The sequence below is a fragment of the Micromonospora sp. NPDC049891 genome (genome assembly GCF_040660295.1).
Classification (GTDB): domain Bacteria; phylum Actinomycetota; class Actinomycetes; order Mycobacteriales; family Micromonosporaceae; genus Micromonospora.
Map to the genome: position 1 here is coordinate 176680 of NZ_JBFAML010000005.1, position 14537 is coordinate 191216.

The window sequence follows — 14537 nt, forward strand, 5'->3', positions numbered from 1 at the left end:
GGGACCCCTGTCAGAAGAAGATCTTGGCGGCGGCCAGGGCACCCTGCCGCCAGGGATCGCGGCTGGTCCGCCCCTGGCGGGCCGGACGGGCCCGGTGCTGCTCGGCGCGCCACCACTCGTAGGTGCGCAGGATGGCGTCCTGGTTGGACAGCTTGGGTTGGAAGCCCAGTCGGTGTCGGGCCTTGTCCGTGCTGACGTACGAGTCGGCCATCAGCTTGTGCAGCAGCCGGCCGTAGACCGGCGACAGTCTGAGACGTTCGAGCAGGCTGAGGGCGGCCAGCGCGGGCCGGGCGGGCAGCGAGACCACCCGTCGGCCGTGACCGGCGGCGTCCAGGACCGCCTGGAAGTCCTCGCGGAGGGTGCCGAAGCGGTCGGCGCCGAGGTTGTAGGTGTCGTTGGCGACCTCGTCCGGTGCGTTGAGGACGGTGACCACCGCGTCGACCAGATCGTCGACGGCGAACATCTGGATCCGCACGTCGCCACGGCCCAGCACGGGGAAGTTACGACCCTCCTCCGCCCATTCGAAGAGCATCGCGAACAGCCCCATCCGGCCGGGGCCGAGGAAGGTCTTGGGCCGCAGCACCGCCACCGGCAACCCAGCGGCGCGGTGTCCTTCGGCGATCTCCTCCGCCGCTGCCTTGGCCGCGCTGTAGGTGTCCACCGGGGTGCGGGGGTGCTCCTCGGGGGTGGGCACCTGCCTGGGCAGTCCGTACACGGCCGTCGACGACACGTGCACGACCCGCGCGGCGTGGGCCCGCTGCGCGGCGGCGAACACGCTTCGGGTGCCGTCGACGATCACCGACCGGATCTGGTCGGGCGGGTAGCTGGGCAGCGCCGCGGCGCAGTGGATGACCACGCTGCTGTCGGTGAAGGCGCGGTCCAGCAGCCGCGCGTCACGGATGTCGCCGACGTCGGTGACGGTGGCCTGGTCCCGTAGGTCGACGCCGCGTACCTGGTGCCCGTCGGCGGTGAGCCGTTCGACCAGGCGGGACCCGAGCATGCCGGCGGCGCCGGTAACGGTGATCACCACAGCGAGCCCATCTTCTGCGCGACGAAGCGGGAGACCAGCCGGGTCAGACCCTGGTCGAGCACCTGGCCGAGGGCGTCGACGCCACGTTGCACGTCGGCCGGGTCGGTGACCAGGGAGGGACCGATGATCAGAGGGTTGCGTCCGTTCAGGGCGTAGTAGGTGAAGATGTCGTGGTCGCGGTACAGGGCGTTGACCACGGCGGAGGTCACCAGTTTCGCCTTGAACCGGGGATCGCGGGCGACGCCGCCCGGGGCGAGGCGGGACACCAGGTCGAGAACCTTCGGGCCGCCCTCGATCTGGACACCCCAGAGCGCCCCGGCGCCGGCCACCCGGCCGACGGCGTCCGGGTACTCCTTGGCCAGTCGGTTCAGCGCCGGTTCGAGGACGCGTTCCAGCTCGCGGGCACGCGCCGGGTAGTCGTCCTCCACCACCACGTTCATCGCCTCGATGGCGGTGACGCACTCCTCCCCCATGCCGTAGTAGGTGGTGCTGGTGCTCTGGAGCAGCGCGTCGGTCAGATTGTCGTAGGCCCTGCGAAACACCGGCTTCCGGGCGACGAAGGCCGAAATGGACGACTTGCCGCCACCGAAGGATTTGCTCGTGGTCAGCACGTCCGGTATAAGGCCCGGGTATCGCATGAAGTAGAAGAGGCTGCCCGTCTTGCCCCAACCGGTGTAGATCTCATCAAAGATCAACACGATGTCGTGCTGGTCACACAGTTCTCGCACCCCGCGTAGGAAAGATTCGTCACACCACTGAATCGTAGAGGCGCTGAACGGCTCGACGATGAGCGCATAGACGTCGTCCGGATTGTCGTCAATGGCCGACCGGACGGAATTTAGATCGCCATAGGCGAAAGGGACGATTCCCGGAATCGTCGGAAAGTTGAAGTGCGGTTGTCCGGTGAGCCCACCGGAAGCGAGCAGCTTTCCGTGAAAACCGCAGTCCGCGCGCAGGATGGTCCCGCGCCGGCCGCCGTGGTACTTGTAGGCGAGCTTCACCGCACCCTCCACCGCCTCCGCCCCCGAGTTGGGCAGGAAAGACATGGAGAGGTCACCGGGCAGCAGCTGCGCGAGGTTGTGACCGAGCGCCGCAAGGTAGGGCGAAAAGTACGTCTTGTGGACCTCCATCCGCTGGCGTTCGGCGAACCGGCGGCGAGCCTCGACGATCCGTGGGTGGTTGTGCCCGTGGTTGAGCACCCCCACCCCGCCGGTCAGATCGAGGATCCGGCGACCGTCACGTAATGTCAGGTAGGCGCCCTCGGCCCGGTCGACCAATTCTCGGCCGAACCCGAACGAGGTCATCAGATTGACCTGGCTTGCGTTCACGTACCGCCGATAGAGGTCGTGCACCTCCCGAATGGTGAGACGTTCGCATTCCTCGACGCTGACCAGATTGGGCATGTCGGGACGCTATCCATTGCCCCGAGATCTTTCCTGGACCGATGCTGGATGCAACCTTGACTACGCAAGGCAACACTTGCGGCAGGGCTTGCCGGTAGATAACTTGGTCGCTGCACAGAGAATTTTCCCCGTCAATTTCCTTAGTGCATTGCCCTACGCCCCGAAGGTGTTGAACATGCCGCCGACGGTCTCGGTCATCATCCCCACCCACAACAGCTCGAAGACCCTGGGTGCCTGTCTCGAGGCGATTCGTCGGCAACGCCATCCGGTGACCGAGGTCATCGTCGTCGACGACGCCAGTACCGACGACACCCGGGCGATCGCCCGACGTTTCCCGTGCCGGGTACTCGTCACCGACCGCAACGCCGGACCGGCCGCCGCCCGCAACCGCGGCATTCTGGCCAGCACCGGTGAGCTGCTGTTCTTTCTGGACTCCGACTGCGCGCCCGAACCGGACGCGCTGGAGAACGCCCTCGCGGTCCTGCGCGAGCAGCCGGACGTCGCCTGCGTACACGGCATCTACGCGCTCGAACCGCTTGTCGACGACGGGCCCGTCGAGGCGTACCGGCTGCTGCACGGGCACTACTGGCGGCTGCGTCACGTCGGGCGGGTACGCACCACCCTCTTCGCGATCTGCCTCATCCGGCGCGAGGTCTTCACCTCCGTCGGCCTGTTCGACGAGAACCTGCGCGCTTCCGAGGACGTCGAGCTCGGCGACCGGATGGGCGACCGGTACGGCATCGTCCTCACCGACGCGGTCGTCTGCCGCCACGACGACGACAGCCGGCTCGGTGCGCTGCTGCGCAAGCAGTTCCGCCGCTCGCAGCTGCTGATCCCGGTGGCCCTGGCCGAACGCGGCCCGGCCGGCATCCGGGCGAACACCCCGGCGGGCCTGCTCACCGCCGCTTTGGTGCCGGCCTCGCTGATGCTGGCCCCGCTCACCGGCGGTTGGCCGCTGGCGGCCCTGCTGTGTTTCGCGCTGTTCAGCGTCGCCGAGCCCGGCCTGCTGCGGTTCGTGCTACGCCAGCGGGGGCCCGCCTTCACCGCATTCTTCTTCGCCGTGCACCTGACGGTCCAGCTGTCCGTCGTCGCCGGCGCCGTGGTGGGCGGGTTGCGGCACCTCAGCGACCGCGACTTCGGGCCGACCCGGGTGACCGCCGCGAAAACGTCCCGATGAGCGCCTGCCGCGGGCCGGTCACCCGGCTCACCTCTCACCTCTGCGCGCAGGCACTGCACTACCTGCTGTTCGCCTACCGTGGCCGCCAGCTGCTGCGCCGCCGTCCGACGCTCGGCGGTCCCCGCTGGCCGGCGTTCGGCACCCCCGGCGACGGCATCGCGCTCACCATCGACGACGGCCCGCACCCGACGTGGACCCCGCCGATGCTCGACCTGCTCGACGCCCACGGGGTACGCGCCACGTTCTTCCTCATCGGCGACCGGGTACGCGAGCACCCCGAGCTGGCCCGGCGGGTGCTGGCCGCCGGTCACCTGATCGGCAACCACTCCATGACGCATCCCCAGCCGTTCGCCGCCCTGCCCCGCCCGATGCTGCGGGCGGAGATCGACCGGACCCAGCGCGAGATCGAGGACGCCACCGGGATCAGCCCTCGGCTGTTCCGCGCCCCCGGCGGCAACTGGTCACCCGCAGTCCTCCGAACCACAGTCGACAGTGGCCTCACCCCGGTCGACTGGACGGTCAACCCCAGCGACTGGCGCAGTCCGGGCGTCGAACGGATCACCCGGACCCTGTCCCGTACCCGTCCCGGGCAGATCATCCTCTGCCACGACGGCGGCGGCGACCGGTCACAAACCCTCGCCGCCCTGACCGCTGTCATCCCGAGGCTGATCGGCCGGGGACTCCGCTTCGTCACCGTCGCGGACGACCGGTAGGTGGGAAATGCCGGAGCCGTCGACACCGCACAAAGCGCCGGAGCCGGGTCGTGACACCCGGCTCGATTGGCTGGGGGAGAAACTCTGATGTCGCACGATGACCTGTCCATACTGCTGCTCGGCCCGATCCAGGCCCGCCGGGCGGACACCCGCCTGTATCTGGGCACCCCACGACAACGCGAAGTCCTTGCGGTGCTGGCGATGCGCAGCGGCATGGTGCTGTCCGTGGCCCAGATCGTCGACGCCATCTGGGTGGGCCGCCGACCCGATTCGGTGGAGAACATGGTGCACACCTACATCGGCCGGCTGCGCCGGGTGCTGGAGCCGCCCGGCCGTCGCCCGGCCCTGGCCCGGGTGCTGCGCTCCACCCGTCCCGGGTACACGCTCGACGTACCGCCGGACGCGGTGGACATCGTCCGCTTCGAGCGTGACGTCCGGGCGGCCCGCGCCGCTCGCTCCCGGGCCGACCTGTCCCAGTCGCTCTACCTCTTCCAGCGCGGCCTGGCGCACTGGTCCGGCCAGGCCCTGCACGAGGCGACCGGCCCACTGGCCGAGGCCGAACGGATCCGGCTGACCGAGCTGCGTCAGGACGTGCTGGAAGAGGTGACCGGCCTGCGCCTGCTGCTGGGCGACGTGGAGGACGTGGTGGCCGAGCTGCGCTGGATGCTCGTCGAGCATCCGATGCGGGAGCGGCTCTGGGAACTGCTGCTCGTCGCCCTCGGGCAGACCTCCCGGCGGGCGGAGGCGCTCACCGCCTTCCAGGACGCCCGGGCCACTCTCGCCGACCGGCTCGGCGTGGAGCCGGGACACCGGCTGCAGGATCTGCACCGCCGGCTGCTGCGCAGCGAGCCGGTGACGGTCCGCCCGTGGTGGGAGCGGCGGGTACCGGTCTGACCGGCACGTTCGGCGCTGCGCGGCGGGGGGCAGGGCTTCGGGGCGGCGGTCGGGTCAGGGCTTCGGGGCGGTGGCGGGGGTGAGCACGAAGAATGCCCCCGCCGCGCCACCGTCGGAGTCCGTGGGCAACCGGGTGGCCACGTCGAGCGCACACTCGCGGATCACCTCCACGAACTGCCGCGACCGCTGCACGTCGTAGATCTGCACGAGGATCCGACCCCGGTCGGTGAGCAGCCCGGGTAGCCGGCGCAGCAGGTGCGTCGCCTCCGGCACGGACAGGTAGTAGATGACCTCACGCAGCAGGATCGCGTCGAACCGCCGGGTGGTGTCGTACGTCCGGATGTCGGCCACCTCGAACGACGCGGCCGGCCGATCGAGCGACCGGGCCGCCTCGATCGCCCGCCGACTGATGTCCACCCCGTGGTAGTGCCGGTGCCGGCCCTCGGCCAGCGGCAGGTTGGCGCTGGTGCCGCAGCCCAGGTCGAGAATCGTCGGGCGCGGTGCCCAGGTCTCGATGAGCGACAGCGGCACCTCACCGCCGCCGGTGTCGTCCAGGTAGCCCCAGAACCCCAGCGCGTACTGGGTGTCCCAGAGCGCGGCGGTCAGCCGAGGGCTGCGCCGCACCAGCGCCCGAACCGGCGCGCCGACCAGCCGTGCCATCGTCCGCAGTGGTGCCTTACCCATGGTCTCCTCCGACAGGTCGAACAGGACGGTGCTCAGCCGACGGGTGCGACCCGTTGCGCCGGGTCGGGGCGGCGCCGGTGCATGTACTGGGCCAGCAGCAGCCCTCCCCCACCGACCGCCACCTCGCTGAGTGCGCAGACCAGCCGGCTGACCAGCACCACAGGCGTGGCCACGGCGACCGGCAGCACGGTGACCAGCCCGAGCATGAGCACCGCCTCACGCACCCCCAGGCCGTCCGGGGCGATCATCACCGACAGGCCGGCCACCGTCGCGGCGGCGAATCCGGCGACACAGATCAGGTACGACCGGGCCGGCGGCGCTCCGGCGACCACCGCGAGCAGCCACAGGTGGTGCCCGGAGACCAGCCAGGACAGCGACTGTGCGGTGACCGCCCGACGTACGCCGCCGGGGGACGCGGTCACCTGTGGGGGTGGTCGCCGCAGCAGCCGGGCCGCCGTCGCCAGGCCCCGGTTCAGCAGGTCCGGACGGGCCACCAGCACCACCAGGGGCACGGTGGCGACCAGCAGCCACCCGGTGGCCCCCGACAGCAACGCCGGCCCCGCCGCGAGCGCGACAGTCATCCCGGTCATCGCCACCACCGCCCAGCTGAGCAGGAAGACCCCGGCCAGTCGGACCGGACCCACCTCGATCTCCTTGCCCATCCGCAGCAGCACCGGCAGGGCGACGAAGCGGCCCGGGACGAACTTGGCCAGGAAACCCACGAAGAACAGCCGGTACGCGGTCCACTTGTCCACCGCCGCGCCGAGGTCGACGAAGAGCGCCCGCCAGGAGGCGAGCCCGAGCAGCAGCCCGGCGGCGTTGATCAGCAGCGCTGCGGTAAGCGCCGCCGTCACCCGCAGCGGATCCAGCTGGCCGGCCAGCGTGGCCACCGGAGTCCAGTCCTGGGACCGCACGAACAGCACCAGGCCGACGGTCAGGGCCACCACGAACACGGCGGTGAACACCTGGTTGGCCAGCCGCCACCAGCGGCCGTTCACCGACGTGACACCAGGCTCGCCGGTCGGGACCGGTCGGCGCGGACCCGTCTCAGCAGCGCGGCGCACACCCCCAGCCCCATCCCGACGAACTCGGTCAGGTGGGTCATCGACCGCAACCAGGTGGCGTAGATCAGGAACCCGGGCCCCCGGTGCCGCAGGGCGAACGCCAGCAGCTCGCGGTCGACCACCACGGCGGCGGTGAACAGGGCCACCGGCAGCAACCCCAGCCAGGGCGAGACGACGACAAGTGGCACACCGGCCACCGCCAGCCCGGTCGCGCCCATACCGACAACGGACCCCACGTCCACCGAAGGCGGCAGCCGCTCCCCGGCGTCGGCCCCGGCGGGCGGCCGCTGCCAGCGGGCCGCCACGACCGCGTCGGCGTACGTCACCGCCCGGCGGAACAGCTCCGACAGGTACGGCCACAGCCGGTCCACGTCGTCGTGCCGGCCGACGATCTCGTCGCTGACCCGGACCTCGTACCGCCGGGGCAGTCGGGTGCCGAACTCCACGTCCTCGGCGTCCCGCAGCCGCTCGTCGAAACCGCCCACCAGGTCGAAAACGTCCCTGGGCACGGCCGTGAGCGCGAACATGGTGCTCGTGGTGACCCCGGTGGCCCGACGTCGCCAGTAGTGCTCGAACAACGTCTTGTACGCCTCGACCGGCCCGTCGTCGTAGAGCGGACGCAGGTCGTAGATGCCCTGCACCACGCCACAGTCGGGGTGGCTCTCCAGGGCGCGCACCGCGGCGGCCAGCGCGCCGGGGGCCAGCGCGATGTCCGAGTCGACGAAGAACAACACGTCGCCGGTGGCCCGGGCGGCACCGGCGTTGCGGGCCGCCGACACGCCCCGGTTGGCCGCGAAGGCCACCACCGTGCAGGGGAAGCCGGCCGCGATCTGTCGCGACCGGTCGGTGCTCGCGTCGTCGACGACGATCACCTCGGCCGGCGGCGGGGTCTGCGCGTACACCGCCGACAGGCAGTCGTGCAGCGTCCGCTCCTTGTTGAAGTTGGGCACGACCACCGAAACCCTCACCGGATCCCGCCCTCGATGGTGTCGGCGCGGTTCACTGTGGCACCGTCCCTTCCGTCCGGACGCGCGATGGGGGTGGCTGCCGGCCGTGGGCGGGGCGGCTGCGCGTCGGTGGCCGATCCACCCGGACGCAGCGCCAGCCAGCCCAGTGCGGCCACCCCGACCAGCACGTACAGGTTTGTGTGCAGCAGCTCCCAGCCCTGGAAGTGCAGGTCCGTCCCGCGCAGACCGATGACCGTCCACCCGGCGCTGGCCACGTAGCCGGCCCAGAGGGCCGCGCCGAGCAGCACCGTGGGCCGATGCCCGGCCCGGCGTCCGCGTACCACGAGCAGCACCAGCGCCGGCACGCACCACACCCAGTGGTGGTGCCAGGAGACCGGCGACACGAGCAGGCCGGTCGTAGCGGAGGCGATCACGCCGAGCAACGGTGCGCCGGCCCGGACGCAGCGCGCCGCGATCACCAGCCCGGCCACCGCGGTCAGCGCCGCCACCGGCAGCCAGACGGCCCGTACGTCGGCGGTGTCGCCGAGCCGGGCCAGCGCGCCGTGCAGCGACTGGTTCAGCACGGTGCGGGGGTCCCCGGTCACCCGGGCGGTGTCGAGCAGGCCACCGCCCCAGAACCGGGCCGAGTCCGCCGGACGCCAGGCGAATCCGAGCCCGACGGTGGCGCCGAATCCGGCCAGCGCCACGCCGGCGGCCCGCCACCGACCGGTGCACAGCAGGTACGCCACAAAGATGAGCGGGGTCAGCTTCACCCCGGCGGCGATCCCGACACCGAGACCGTGCCAGCGTCGGCCGGGGCCGCGCATCAGGTCCAGCAGCACGATCAGCATCAGGAACAGGCCGACCTGACCGACCTGGAGATGGCCGGCCACCGGGAACACCGGCAGCATCGCCACGGTGCCGGTCAGCACCGCACCGGCGGACGCGGCCACACCGGCGGCGCGCAGCGTCACGCCGACCACGGCGGACAGCGCGACGACCGAGGCCAGCAGCCAGATCCCGACGCCCACCGTGGGGTCGACGTGCGCCAGCGGTTGCAGCAGGAGGGCGGCGAACGGGGGGTAGGTGAAGCCCAGCACGATGCCGTCGGTGCCCCGGTGGGCGACCTCGTAGAGCTGCCCGTCACCGCGCGCGGCCGCAGCGGCGCCGGCCTGGTAGACCGCGAAGTCACCCCAGAACAGACCGGTCGTCCGGTGTACGGCGGCGGCCGCGCCGGCCAGCAGCAGCGGCAGCAGCACCAGGGCTGTTCGGCGTGGTGCCAGCCACCGCCGGACGCCCGGACGGAGGGCTGGTGCCGGAGAAAGGGCCATCACCGGTCTCCCCCTTCAGGCGTCGGCGCAGGAAAGGTAGCAATCGATCTATCAACGGATCCTGTAACCGATCTGGATTACCGAGGGTCCACTGCCGGCGGCCCACGGACCGCCGCGAGGAATGGGTGACCACCGACCGGGGTATGGCACACCTGTTCGAGAGGAAGGGGCGTGGAGATGACCGAGCAGCACGATCCGCAGGCCGCGGTGAAGGACCCGGACGAGTGGGTGACCGGCGACGAGCCGACGACGGCGGCGCAGGAGTCGTACCTGCGGACCCTGGCCCGCGAGGCGGGCGAGACCGTGCCGGACGGCCTCACCAAGGCCGAGGCGGCAAAGTTGATCGATCAGTTGCAGCAGCAGACCGGGCGGGGTGATCAGGGCTGATCCCCTGAGGCCACCTTCATCTTATCTATCGGTCAAGTCGTGCGAATCACCCTGGATGCCGATTTTATGGGTCTGGCCGGTACATATTCTCGACCAGTCCCCGTGCAGCAGCCTCTGGCAGACCAGGGAGCGGTGTGTCCGAAACAGTGCGGCAGCTCGCGATCGAGCAGCAGGTGGTCGACAAGGTGTACGAGCGACTGGAGGTCATGCGTACGCAGGCGAGGGAACTGGAATCGGAGGGTCGCGGACGCGCCTCGGCCGGCCCGTTGACCGGGCTGGTCGAGCGCGACGCGATGGTGTTACGCGCCGCGGCGAGGCTGTCCGACCTGGACGGTCAGGAGGAGGGCCTCGTCTTCGGCCGGTTGGACTTCGACGACGGCGACACCTACCGCGTCGGCCGGCTGGGCGTACGCGACGAGGACCGGGAGCCGCTGGTGGTGGACTGGCGGGCGCCGGCCGCCGCGCCGTTCTACCGCGCCACCCCCGGTGAGCCACTGGGGGTGGTACGCCGTCGGATCATCACCTGCGCCGGTCCCAGGGTGGTCGGCGTCGACGACGAGGTGCTGTCGGCCGGCGACGTCGACGGTGTGGTGGGCGAGGGAGCCCTGCTCGCGTCACTCACCCGGGAACGCGGCCCGCACATGCGTGACATCGTCAGCACCATCCAGCGCGAGCAGGACGAGGCGATCCGCGCGCCGGCGCACGGTGTCACAGTCATCACCGGCGGTCCAGGGACCGGCAAGACCCAGGTCGCCCTGCACCGTGCGGCCTATCTGCTCTACACCGACCGGGGCAGGTTCGCCGACGGTCGGGTGCTGGTGGTCGGTCCGTCGACGGTGTTCACCGAGTACATCGGCAGGGTGCTGCCCGGTCTCGGTGAGGACAGCGTCCACCTGCGGGCGATCGGCGAGCTGTTCGACGGGGTCGTGGCGACCCGACGTGACCGCGCCGAGGTCGCCAGATCCAAGGGCGACCTGAAGATGGTGCGGGTGCTCACCGAACTGGCCTGGGACACCCCGCCCAACGCGCCGGGGCGGTTGGGCAGGCTCGACGCCGACGACCTGGCGAAGGCCCGTCTCGACGTACGACGACGGTGCGAGGCGCGCGGCATCAAGCCCAACGGCGCCCGCGCCGAGGCGGCGAAGGTGCTCTCGGAACTGCTCGGCGGCAGGGAGATCCCGGACGCCTTCCTGAACGCGTGGTGGCCGACGCTGACCCCGCAGGACGTGCTGCCCGCGCAGCACGGGCAGTGGTCGGTGGACGACGTCCCGCTGCTCGACGAACTCGCCGAGATCCTGGGCCGGCCGGTCACCCCGACGGTGGCCGGGAGCGAGTGGCAGGTACGCGAGTTGAGCAGTGGTCCGCGGCTGGCGGAGACCTTCGTGCTCAGCCTGAGCCTCAACGACGGCTGGCAGCTCTTCGCGCCCGGACTGGCCACCCCGATCGCCGTCTCCGGCCAGTCCCTGGACAGCGGCAACGCCTGGGCGGCCCAGCGCTGGGCGGCGGCGATCATCCTGCGTGAGGGCCACAAGGTGGTGGGCTGGGCGGACGGCTTCGACCCGTACGGCGAGGAGGGGTACCTGCCGGAGCTGGCCGAGCCGCTGCCGGTCGCCGAGGTCGCCGCCCCGATCGAGGACGCGTACCTGCACGTCATCCTCGACGAGGCCCAGGATCTGTCACCGATGGAGTGCCGGATGATCGCCCGCCGAGCCGCCCACGCCTCGATGACGATCGTGGGCGACCTCGGTCAGGCGACCCATCCACTGGCCGCCGGAAGTTGGCCGGAGTTGGTGAGACAGCTCGGCAAACGCGAGGTCAGGATGCTCGACCTGCCCACCGGCTACCGGGTGCCGCAGGTCATCGCCGACTTCGCCGCCCGGGCGTTGGCGCCCGGGATCGCGCCGACCCGTTCCTTCCGTCCCGGCGGAACCCTCACGATCCGTCAGGTGGACGACCTGCCAGCGGCCCTCGCTGCGGAAACCGGTGTGATCATCGCTCCGGACGCGATCGCCGACCGGCTCGGGGCGATCCCGGTCAGCCAGGTCAAGGGGCTGGAGTACGACCGGGTGGTGCTGGTGGAGCCCGCCGACATCGTCGCCGCCGAACCTCGGGGCATGAACCGGCTCTACGTGGCCCTGACCCGGGCCGTCGCCGAACTGGTCATCCTGCACACCAGCCCACTGCCGGAGGCGCTCAGGTCGTGACCTCGGCGACGACCCGCCACACCTGGGCGGCGAGCCAGTCGTTGAGTTGATCCGGCTCGACCTCGTCCCGGTGGTCGAACCACCAGATGATGCCGGCGTCGACCATGCCGACGACGCTTGCCACCACGTACGCGGGCAGGTGGGCCTCCTGACCGGCGGCGCGCAGGTTGGCGACGGCGGCCTCGGTGATTTCGGGAACGGCGTGTGCGGTACCGAGGCGGGCCCGGAACCGGTAGAGGTTGGGGTGGGCGACCGCCCAGCTCAGCACCCGGCCGATGATGCCGTGCACCACCTCCGGCGGCGCGCCCGGGGCGGACAGCGACGGGCGGATCCAGGCGCTCACCAGGCGTGCGGCGTGCCGGGCGACCGCCTGGTCGAGGTCGTCCTTGCTGGTGAAATGACGGTAGACGTGCGGCCTGGGAAGCCCGGCCCGGTCGGCTACCGTGCCCAGGCCGGTCTCCGTGCCGTGTTCCTCGATGACGCGGACCGCAGCTTCCACGATCGCCTGCCGTCGCCGGGCCCGCTCCTGTGGGATGCCCCCGGCACGGCGGGCGGCGATGGTGTCCCGTTTCACCGCCGCATTGCTCACCGGATCACTGTAGCGGCTCTGTACTGTTGATCGGGTACGAGCTGTACCCAACCAGCGTCCCTGCGAGGTAGCCATGCCCAGTCACGCACCCGGCCCCGTCGACCTCGCCCGCCTTCAGGAAGTGCTCGACGGGCCGTGGGCCGAGGTCCGCAACGCGCACCGCAGGCACCTCGACGAGCGGTTCCTCCCGGTCTACGGCGAGACCGGCGACCAGGCCCGGGAGCGGGTCACCCGGCTGCTCGGCGAGCTTCCGGTCAAGCTGGGCATCGCCTCGGCCTTCCCCACCCAGTACGGCGGCGGATCCGACGTCGGCGGCTCGATCATCGCCACCGAGATGCTGGCGCAGGTCGACCTCTCGCTGATGGTCAAGGCCGGCGTGCAGTGGGGCCTGTTCGGCGGCGCGGTCGCGGCCCTGGGCACCCGGCGCCACCACGACGCCCACCTTCGGGACATCATCTCCGGCCAGCTCCTGGGCTGCTTCGCGATGACCGAGACCGGGCACGGCTCCGACGTTCAGCAGCTGCGCACCACCTGCACGTACGACCCCGGGACGCAGACCTTCGACCTGCACACCCCGCACGAGGCGGCCCGCAAGGACTACATCGGCAACGCGGCCCGGGACGGGCGGATGGCTGTCGTCTTCGCGCAGCTGGTCACGAACGGGCAGCGGCACGGCGTACACGCGTGGTTGGTGCCCATCCGCGACGAGCAGGGCAACCCGCTGCCCGGCGTGACCATCGGCGACGCCGGGCCCAAGGCCGGCCTGCTCGGCGTGGACAACGGGCGACTGAGCTTCGACCACGTGGCGGTGCCCCGGGACATGCTGCTGGACCGGTACGGCCAGGTCGCGGCGGACGGCACCTACTCCAGCCCGATCGAGAACGACTCCCGGCGCTTCTTCACCATGCTCGGCACCCTGGTGCGCGGCCGGGTCAGTGTGGGCGGCGCCGCGTCGGCGGCGGCCAAATCGGCGTTGGCCATCGCGGTCCGGTACGGCGACACCCGCCGCCAGTTCAGCACCCCGGACGCCGACCGGGAGGTCCTGCTCAACGACTACCTGGCCCACCAGCGGAAGCTGCTGCCCGCCCTGGCCACCACGTACGCGCTGCACTTCGCCCAGGCCGAGCTGGTCGCCGCGGTGCACGAGGTGCAGGGCGGCGACGGACCCGTTGACGAGCACCGGCAGCGGGAGCTGGAGTCCCGCGCCGCCGGGCTCAAGGCCGCGCAGACCTGGCACGCCAGCCGCACCATCCAGCTGTGTCGCGAGGCGTGCGGCGGCGCCGGCTACCTGGCCGAGAACCGGTTGCCGGGGCTACGGGCGGACACCGACGTCTTCACCACGTTCGAGGGCGACAACACCGTCCTGCTGCAACTGGTCGCCAAGGGGCTGCTCACCGGCTACCGGGACGAGTTCGGCTCGCTGGACGGCTGGGGTCGCGCCTCCTTCGTCGCCGAGCAGGTCCGGGAGATGGTGCTCGAACGCACCGCCGCCCGGTCGCTGATCCAGCAACTGATCAGTGCCGTGCCCGGGCGCGACGAGGAGGTCGCCGTCACCGACCGGGGCTGGCAGCTCAAGATCTTCGACGACCGCGAGAAGCACCTGCTCGAAGGCGCGATCCGCCGCCTGCGCAACGGCGCGACCAGCAAGCAGGACCGCCCCTTCGACATCTTCAACGACGTTCAGGACCACGTCCTGACCGCCGCCGCCGCACACATCGACCGGGTCACCCTGGAGGCGTTCGTCGCCGGCATCGAGGACACCACGGATCCGGCGGTCCGGGCGCTGCTCTCCCGGGTCTGCGACCTGTACGCCCTCAGCGTCATCGAGTCCCACAAGGGGTGGCTGCTGGAGCACGGCCGGCTCACGCCGGCCCGGTCAAAGGCGATCACCGCCGTGGTGAACGGCCTGCTCAAGGAGCTGCGCCCGCAGATGCGGACGCTTGTGGACGGGTTCGCCATCCCGGACACCTGGCTGAACGCCGCCATCCTGCGCGAGGAACCCGCCCGCCAGGACACCATGACCGCCCACGACACCACCCCCACCCCCCACCCCTAACCCAGGGCGGGGGTCGGGGTGCTTGACATCGGTTGGTGGGGGAGGTGCGATATGTTGC

The 14537-nt window shown here is 71.1% G+C and carries 13 protein-coding genes; 6 read left to right on the top strand and 7 right to left on the bottom strand.

Annotation, left to right across the window (positions count from 1 at the left end; all coding sequences use genetic code 11):
* Positions 1 to 10: 10 nt before the first annotated feature.
* Both AB0I71_RS09470 and AB0I71_RS09475 read right to left on the bottom strand, forming a co-directional pair.
* The gene (locus tag AB0I71_RS09470; protein ID WP_357582773.1) at positions 11 to 1030 is read right to left on the bottom strand and encodes an NAD-dependent epimerase/dehydratase family protein; all 1020 of its coding nucleotides are present in this window, start codon (positions 1028 to 1030) and stop codon (positions 11 to 13) included.
* Complete coding sequence (locus AB0I71_RS09475; protein ID WP_357582915.1) at positions 1024 to 2334, bottom strand: aspartate aminotransferase family protein; 1311 nt, start codon at positions 2332 to 2334, stop codon at positions 1024 to 1026. The genes AB0I71_RS09470 and AB0I71_RS09475 overlap by 7 nt, the downstream gene beginning before the upstream one ends.
* A 274-nt stretch (positions 2335 to 2608) precedes the next feature.
* On the opposite strand from AB0I71_RS09475, the gene AB0I71_RS09480 reads away from it, so the two are divergent.
* From AB0I71_RS09480 to AB0I71_RS09490, 3 genes are all read left to right on the top strand, one after another.
* Positions 2609 to 3610, top strand: a complete 1002-nt coding sequence (locus tag AB0I71_RS09480; RefSeq protein WP_357582774.1) for a glycosyltransferase family 2 protein — start codon at positions 2609 to 2611, stop codon at positions 3608 to 3610.
* Entirely contained in the window at positions 3607 to 4323 is a 717-nt protein-coding gene (locus tag AB0I71_RS09485) for a polysaccharide deacetylase family protein (RefSeq protein ID WP_357582775.1), read from the top strand. The genes AB0I71_RS09480 and AB0I71_RS09485 overlap by 4 nt, the downstream gene beginning before the upstream one ends.
* An 87-nt stretch (positions 4324 to 4410) precedes the next feature.
* Complete coding sequence (locus tag AB0I71_RS09490; RefSeq protein ID WP_357582776.1) at positions 4411 to 5217, top strand: BTAD domain-containing putative transcriptional regulator; 807 nt, start codon at positions 4411 to 4413, stop codon at positions 5215 to 5217.
* A gap of 54 nt (positions 5218 to 5271) precedes the next feature.
* Here AB0I71_RS09490 and AB0I71_RS09495 read toward each other — a convergent pair whose 3' ends face one another.
* From AB0I71_RS09495 to AB0I71_RS09510, 4 genes are read right to left on the bottom strand one after another with little or no spacing between them, the layout of a single operon-like run.
* Complete coding sequence (locus tag AB0I71_RS09495; RefSeq protein WP_357582777.1) at positions 5272 to 5901, bottom strand: class I SAM-dependent methyltransferase; 630 nt, start codon at positions 5899 to 5901, stop codon at positions 5272 to 5274.
* A gap of 32 nt (positions 5902 to 5933) precedes the next feature.
* Complete coding sequence (locus AB0I71_RS09500; RefSeq protein ID WP_357582778.1) at positions 5934 to 6899, bottom strand: lysylphosphatidylglycerol synthase domain-containing protein; 966 nt, start codon at positions 6897 to 6899, stop codon at positions 5934 to 5936.
* Positions 6896 to 7933: a glycosyltransferase family 2 protein gene (locus AB0I71_RS09505; protein WP_357582779.1), complete on the bottom strand. Its 1038-nt coding sequence runs from the start codon at positions 7931 to 7933 to the stop codon at positions 6896 to 6898. The genes AB0I71_RS09500 and AB0I71_RS09505 overlap by 4 nt, the downstream gene beginning before the upstream one ends.
* The gene (locus AB0I71_RS09510; protein WP_357582780.1) at positions 7930 to 9243 is read right to left on the bottom strand and encodes a glycosyltransferase 87 family protein; all 1314 of its coding nucleotides are present in this window, start codon (positions 9241 to 9243) and stop codon (positions 7930 to 7932) included. Before AB0I71_RS09510 ends, AB0I71_RS09505 begins: the two co-directional genes overlap by 4 nt.
* A gap of 177 nt (positions 9244 to 9420) precedes the next feature.
* Between AB0I71_RS09510 and AB0I71_RS09515 the strand changes: the two genes are divergently transcribed.
* The gene (locus AB0I71_RS09515; RefSeq protein WP_204007089.1) at positions 9421 to 9630 is read left to right on the top strand and encodes a DUF3072 domain-containing protein; all 210 of its coding nucleotides are present in this window, start codon (positions 9421 to 9423) and stop codon (positions 9628 to 9630) included.
* Positions 9631 to 9764: 134 nt separating this feature from the next.
* Positions 9765 to 11834, top strand: a complete 2070-nt coding sequence (locus AB0I71_RS09520) for a UvrD-helicase domain-containing protein (RefSeq protein WP_357582781.1) — start codon at positions 9765 to 9767, stop codon at positions 11832 to 11834.
* On the opposite strand, the gene AB0I71_RS09525 is transcribed toward AB0I71_RS09520, so the two are convergent.
* Positions 11824 to 12423, bottom strand: coding sequence for a helix-turn-helix domain-containing protein (locus AB0I71_RS09525; RefSeq protein WP_357582782.1), 600 nt, complete (start codon positions 12421 to 12423; stop codon positions 11824 to 11826). The two genes, AB0I71_RS09520 and AB0I71_RS09525, sit on opposite strands and share 11 nt — an antisense overlap.
* A gap of 73 nt (positions 12424 to 12496) precedes the next feature.
* On the opposite strand from AB0I71_RS09525, the gene AB0I71_RS09530 reads away from it, so the two are divergent.
* On the top strand, positions 12497 to 14479 hold the full coding sequence (locus AB0I71_RS09530) for an acyl-CoA dehydrogenase (protein WP_357582783.1): 1983 nt from the start codon (positions 12497 to 12499) through the stop codon (positions 14477 to 14479).
* Positions 14480 to 14537 lie beyond the last annotated feature (58 nt).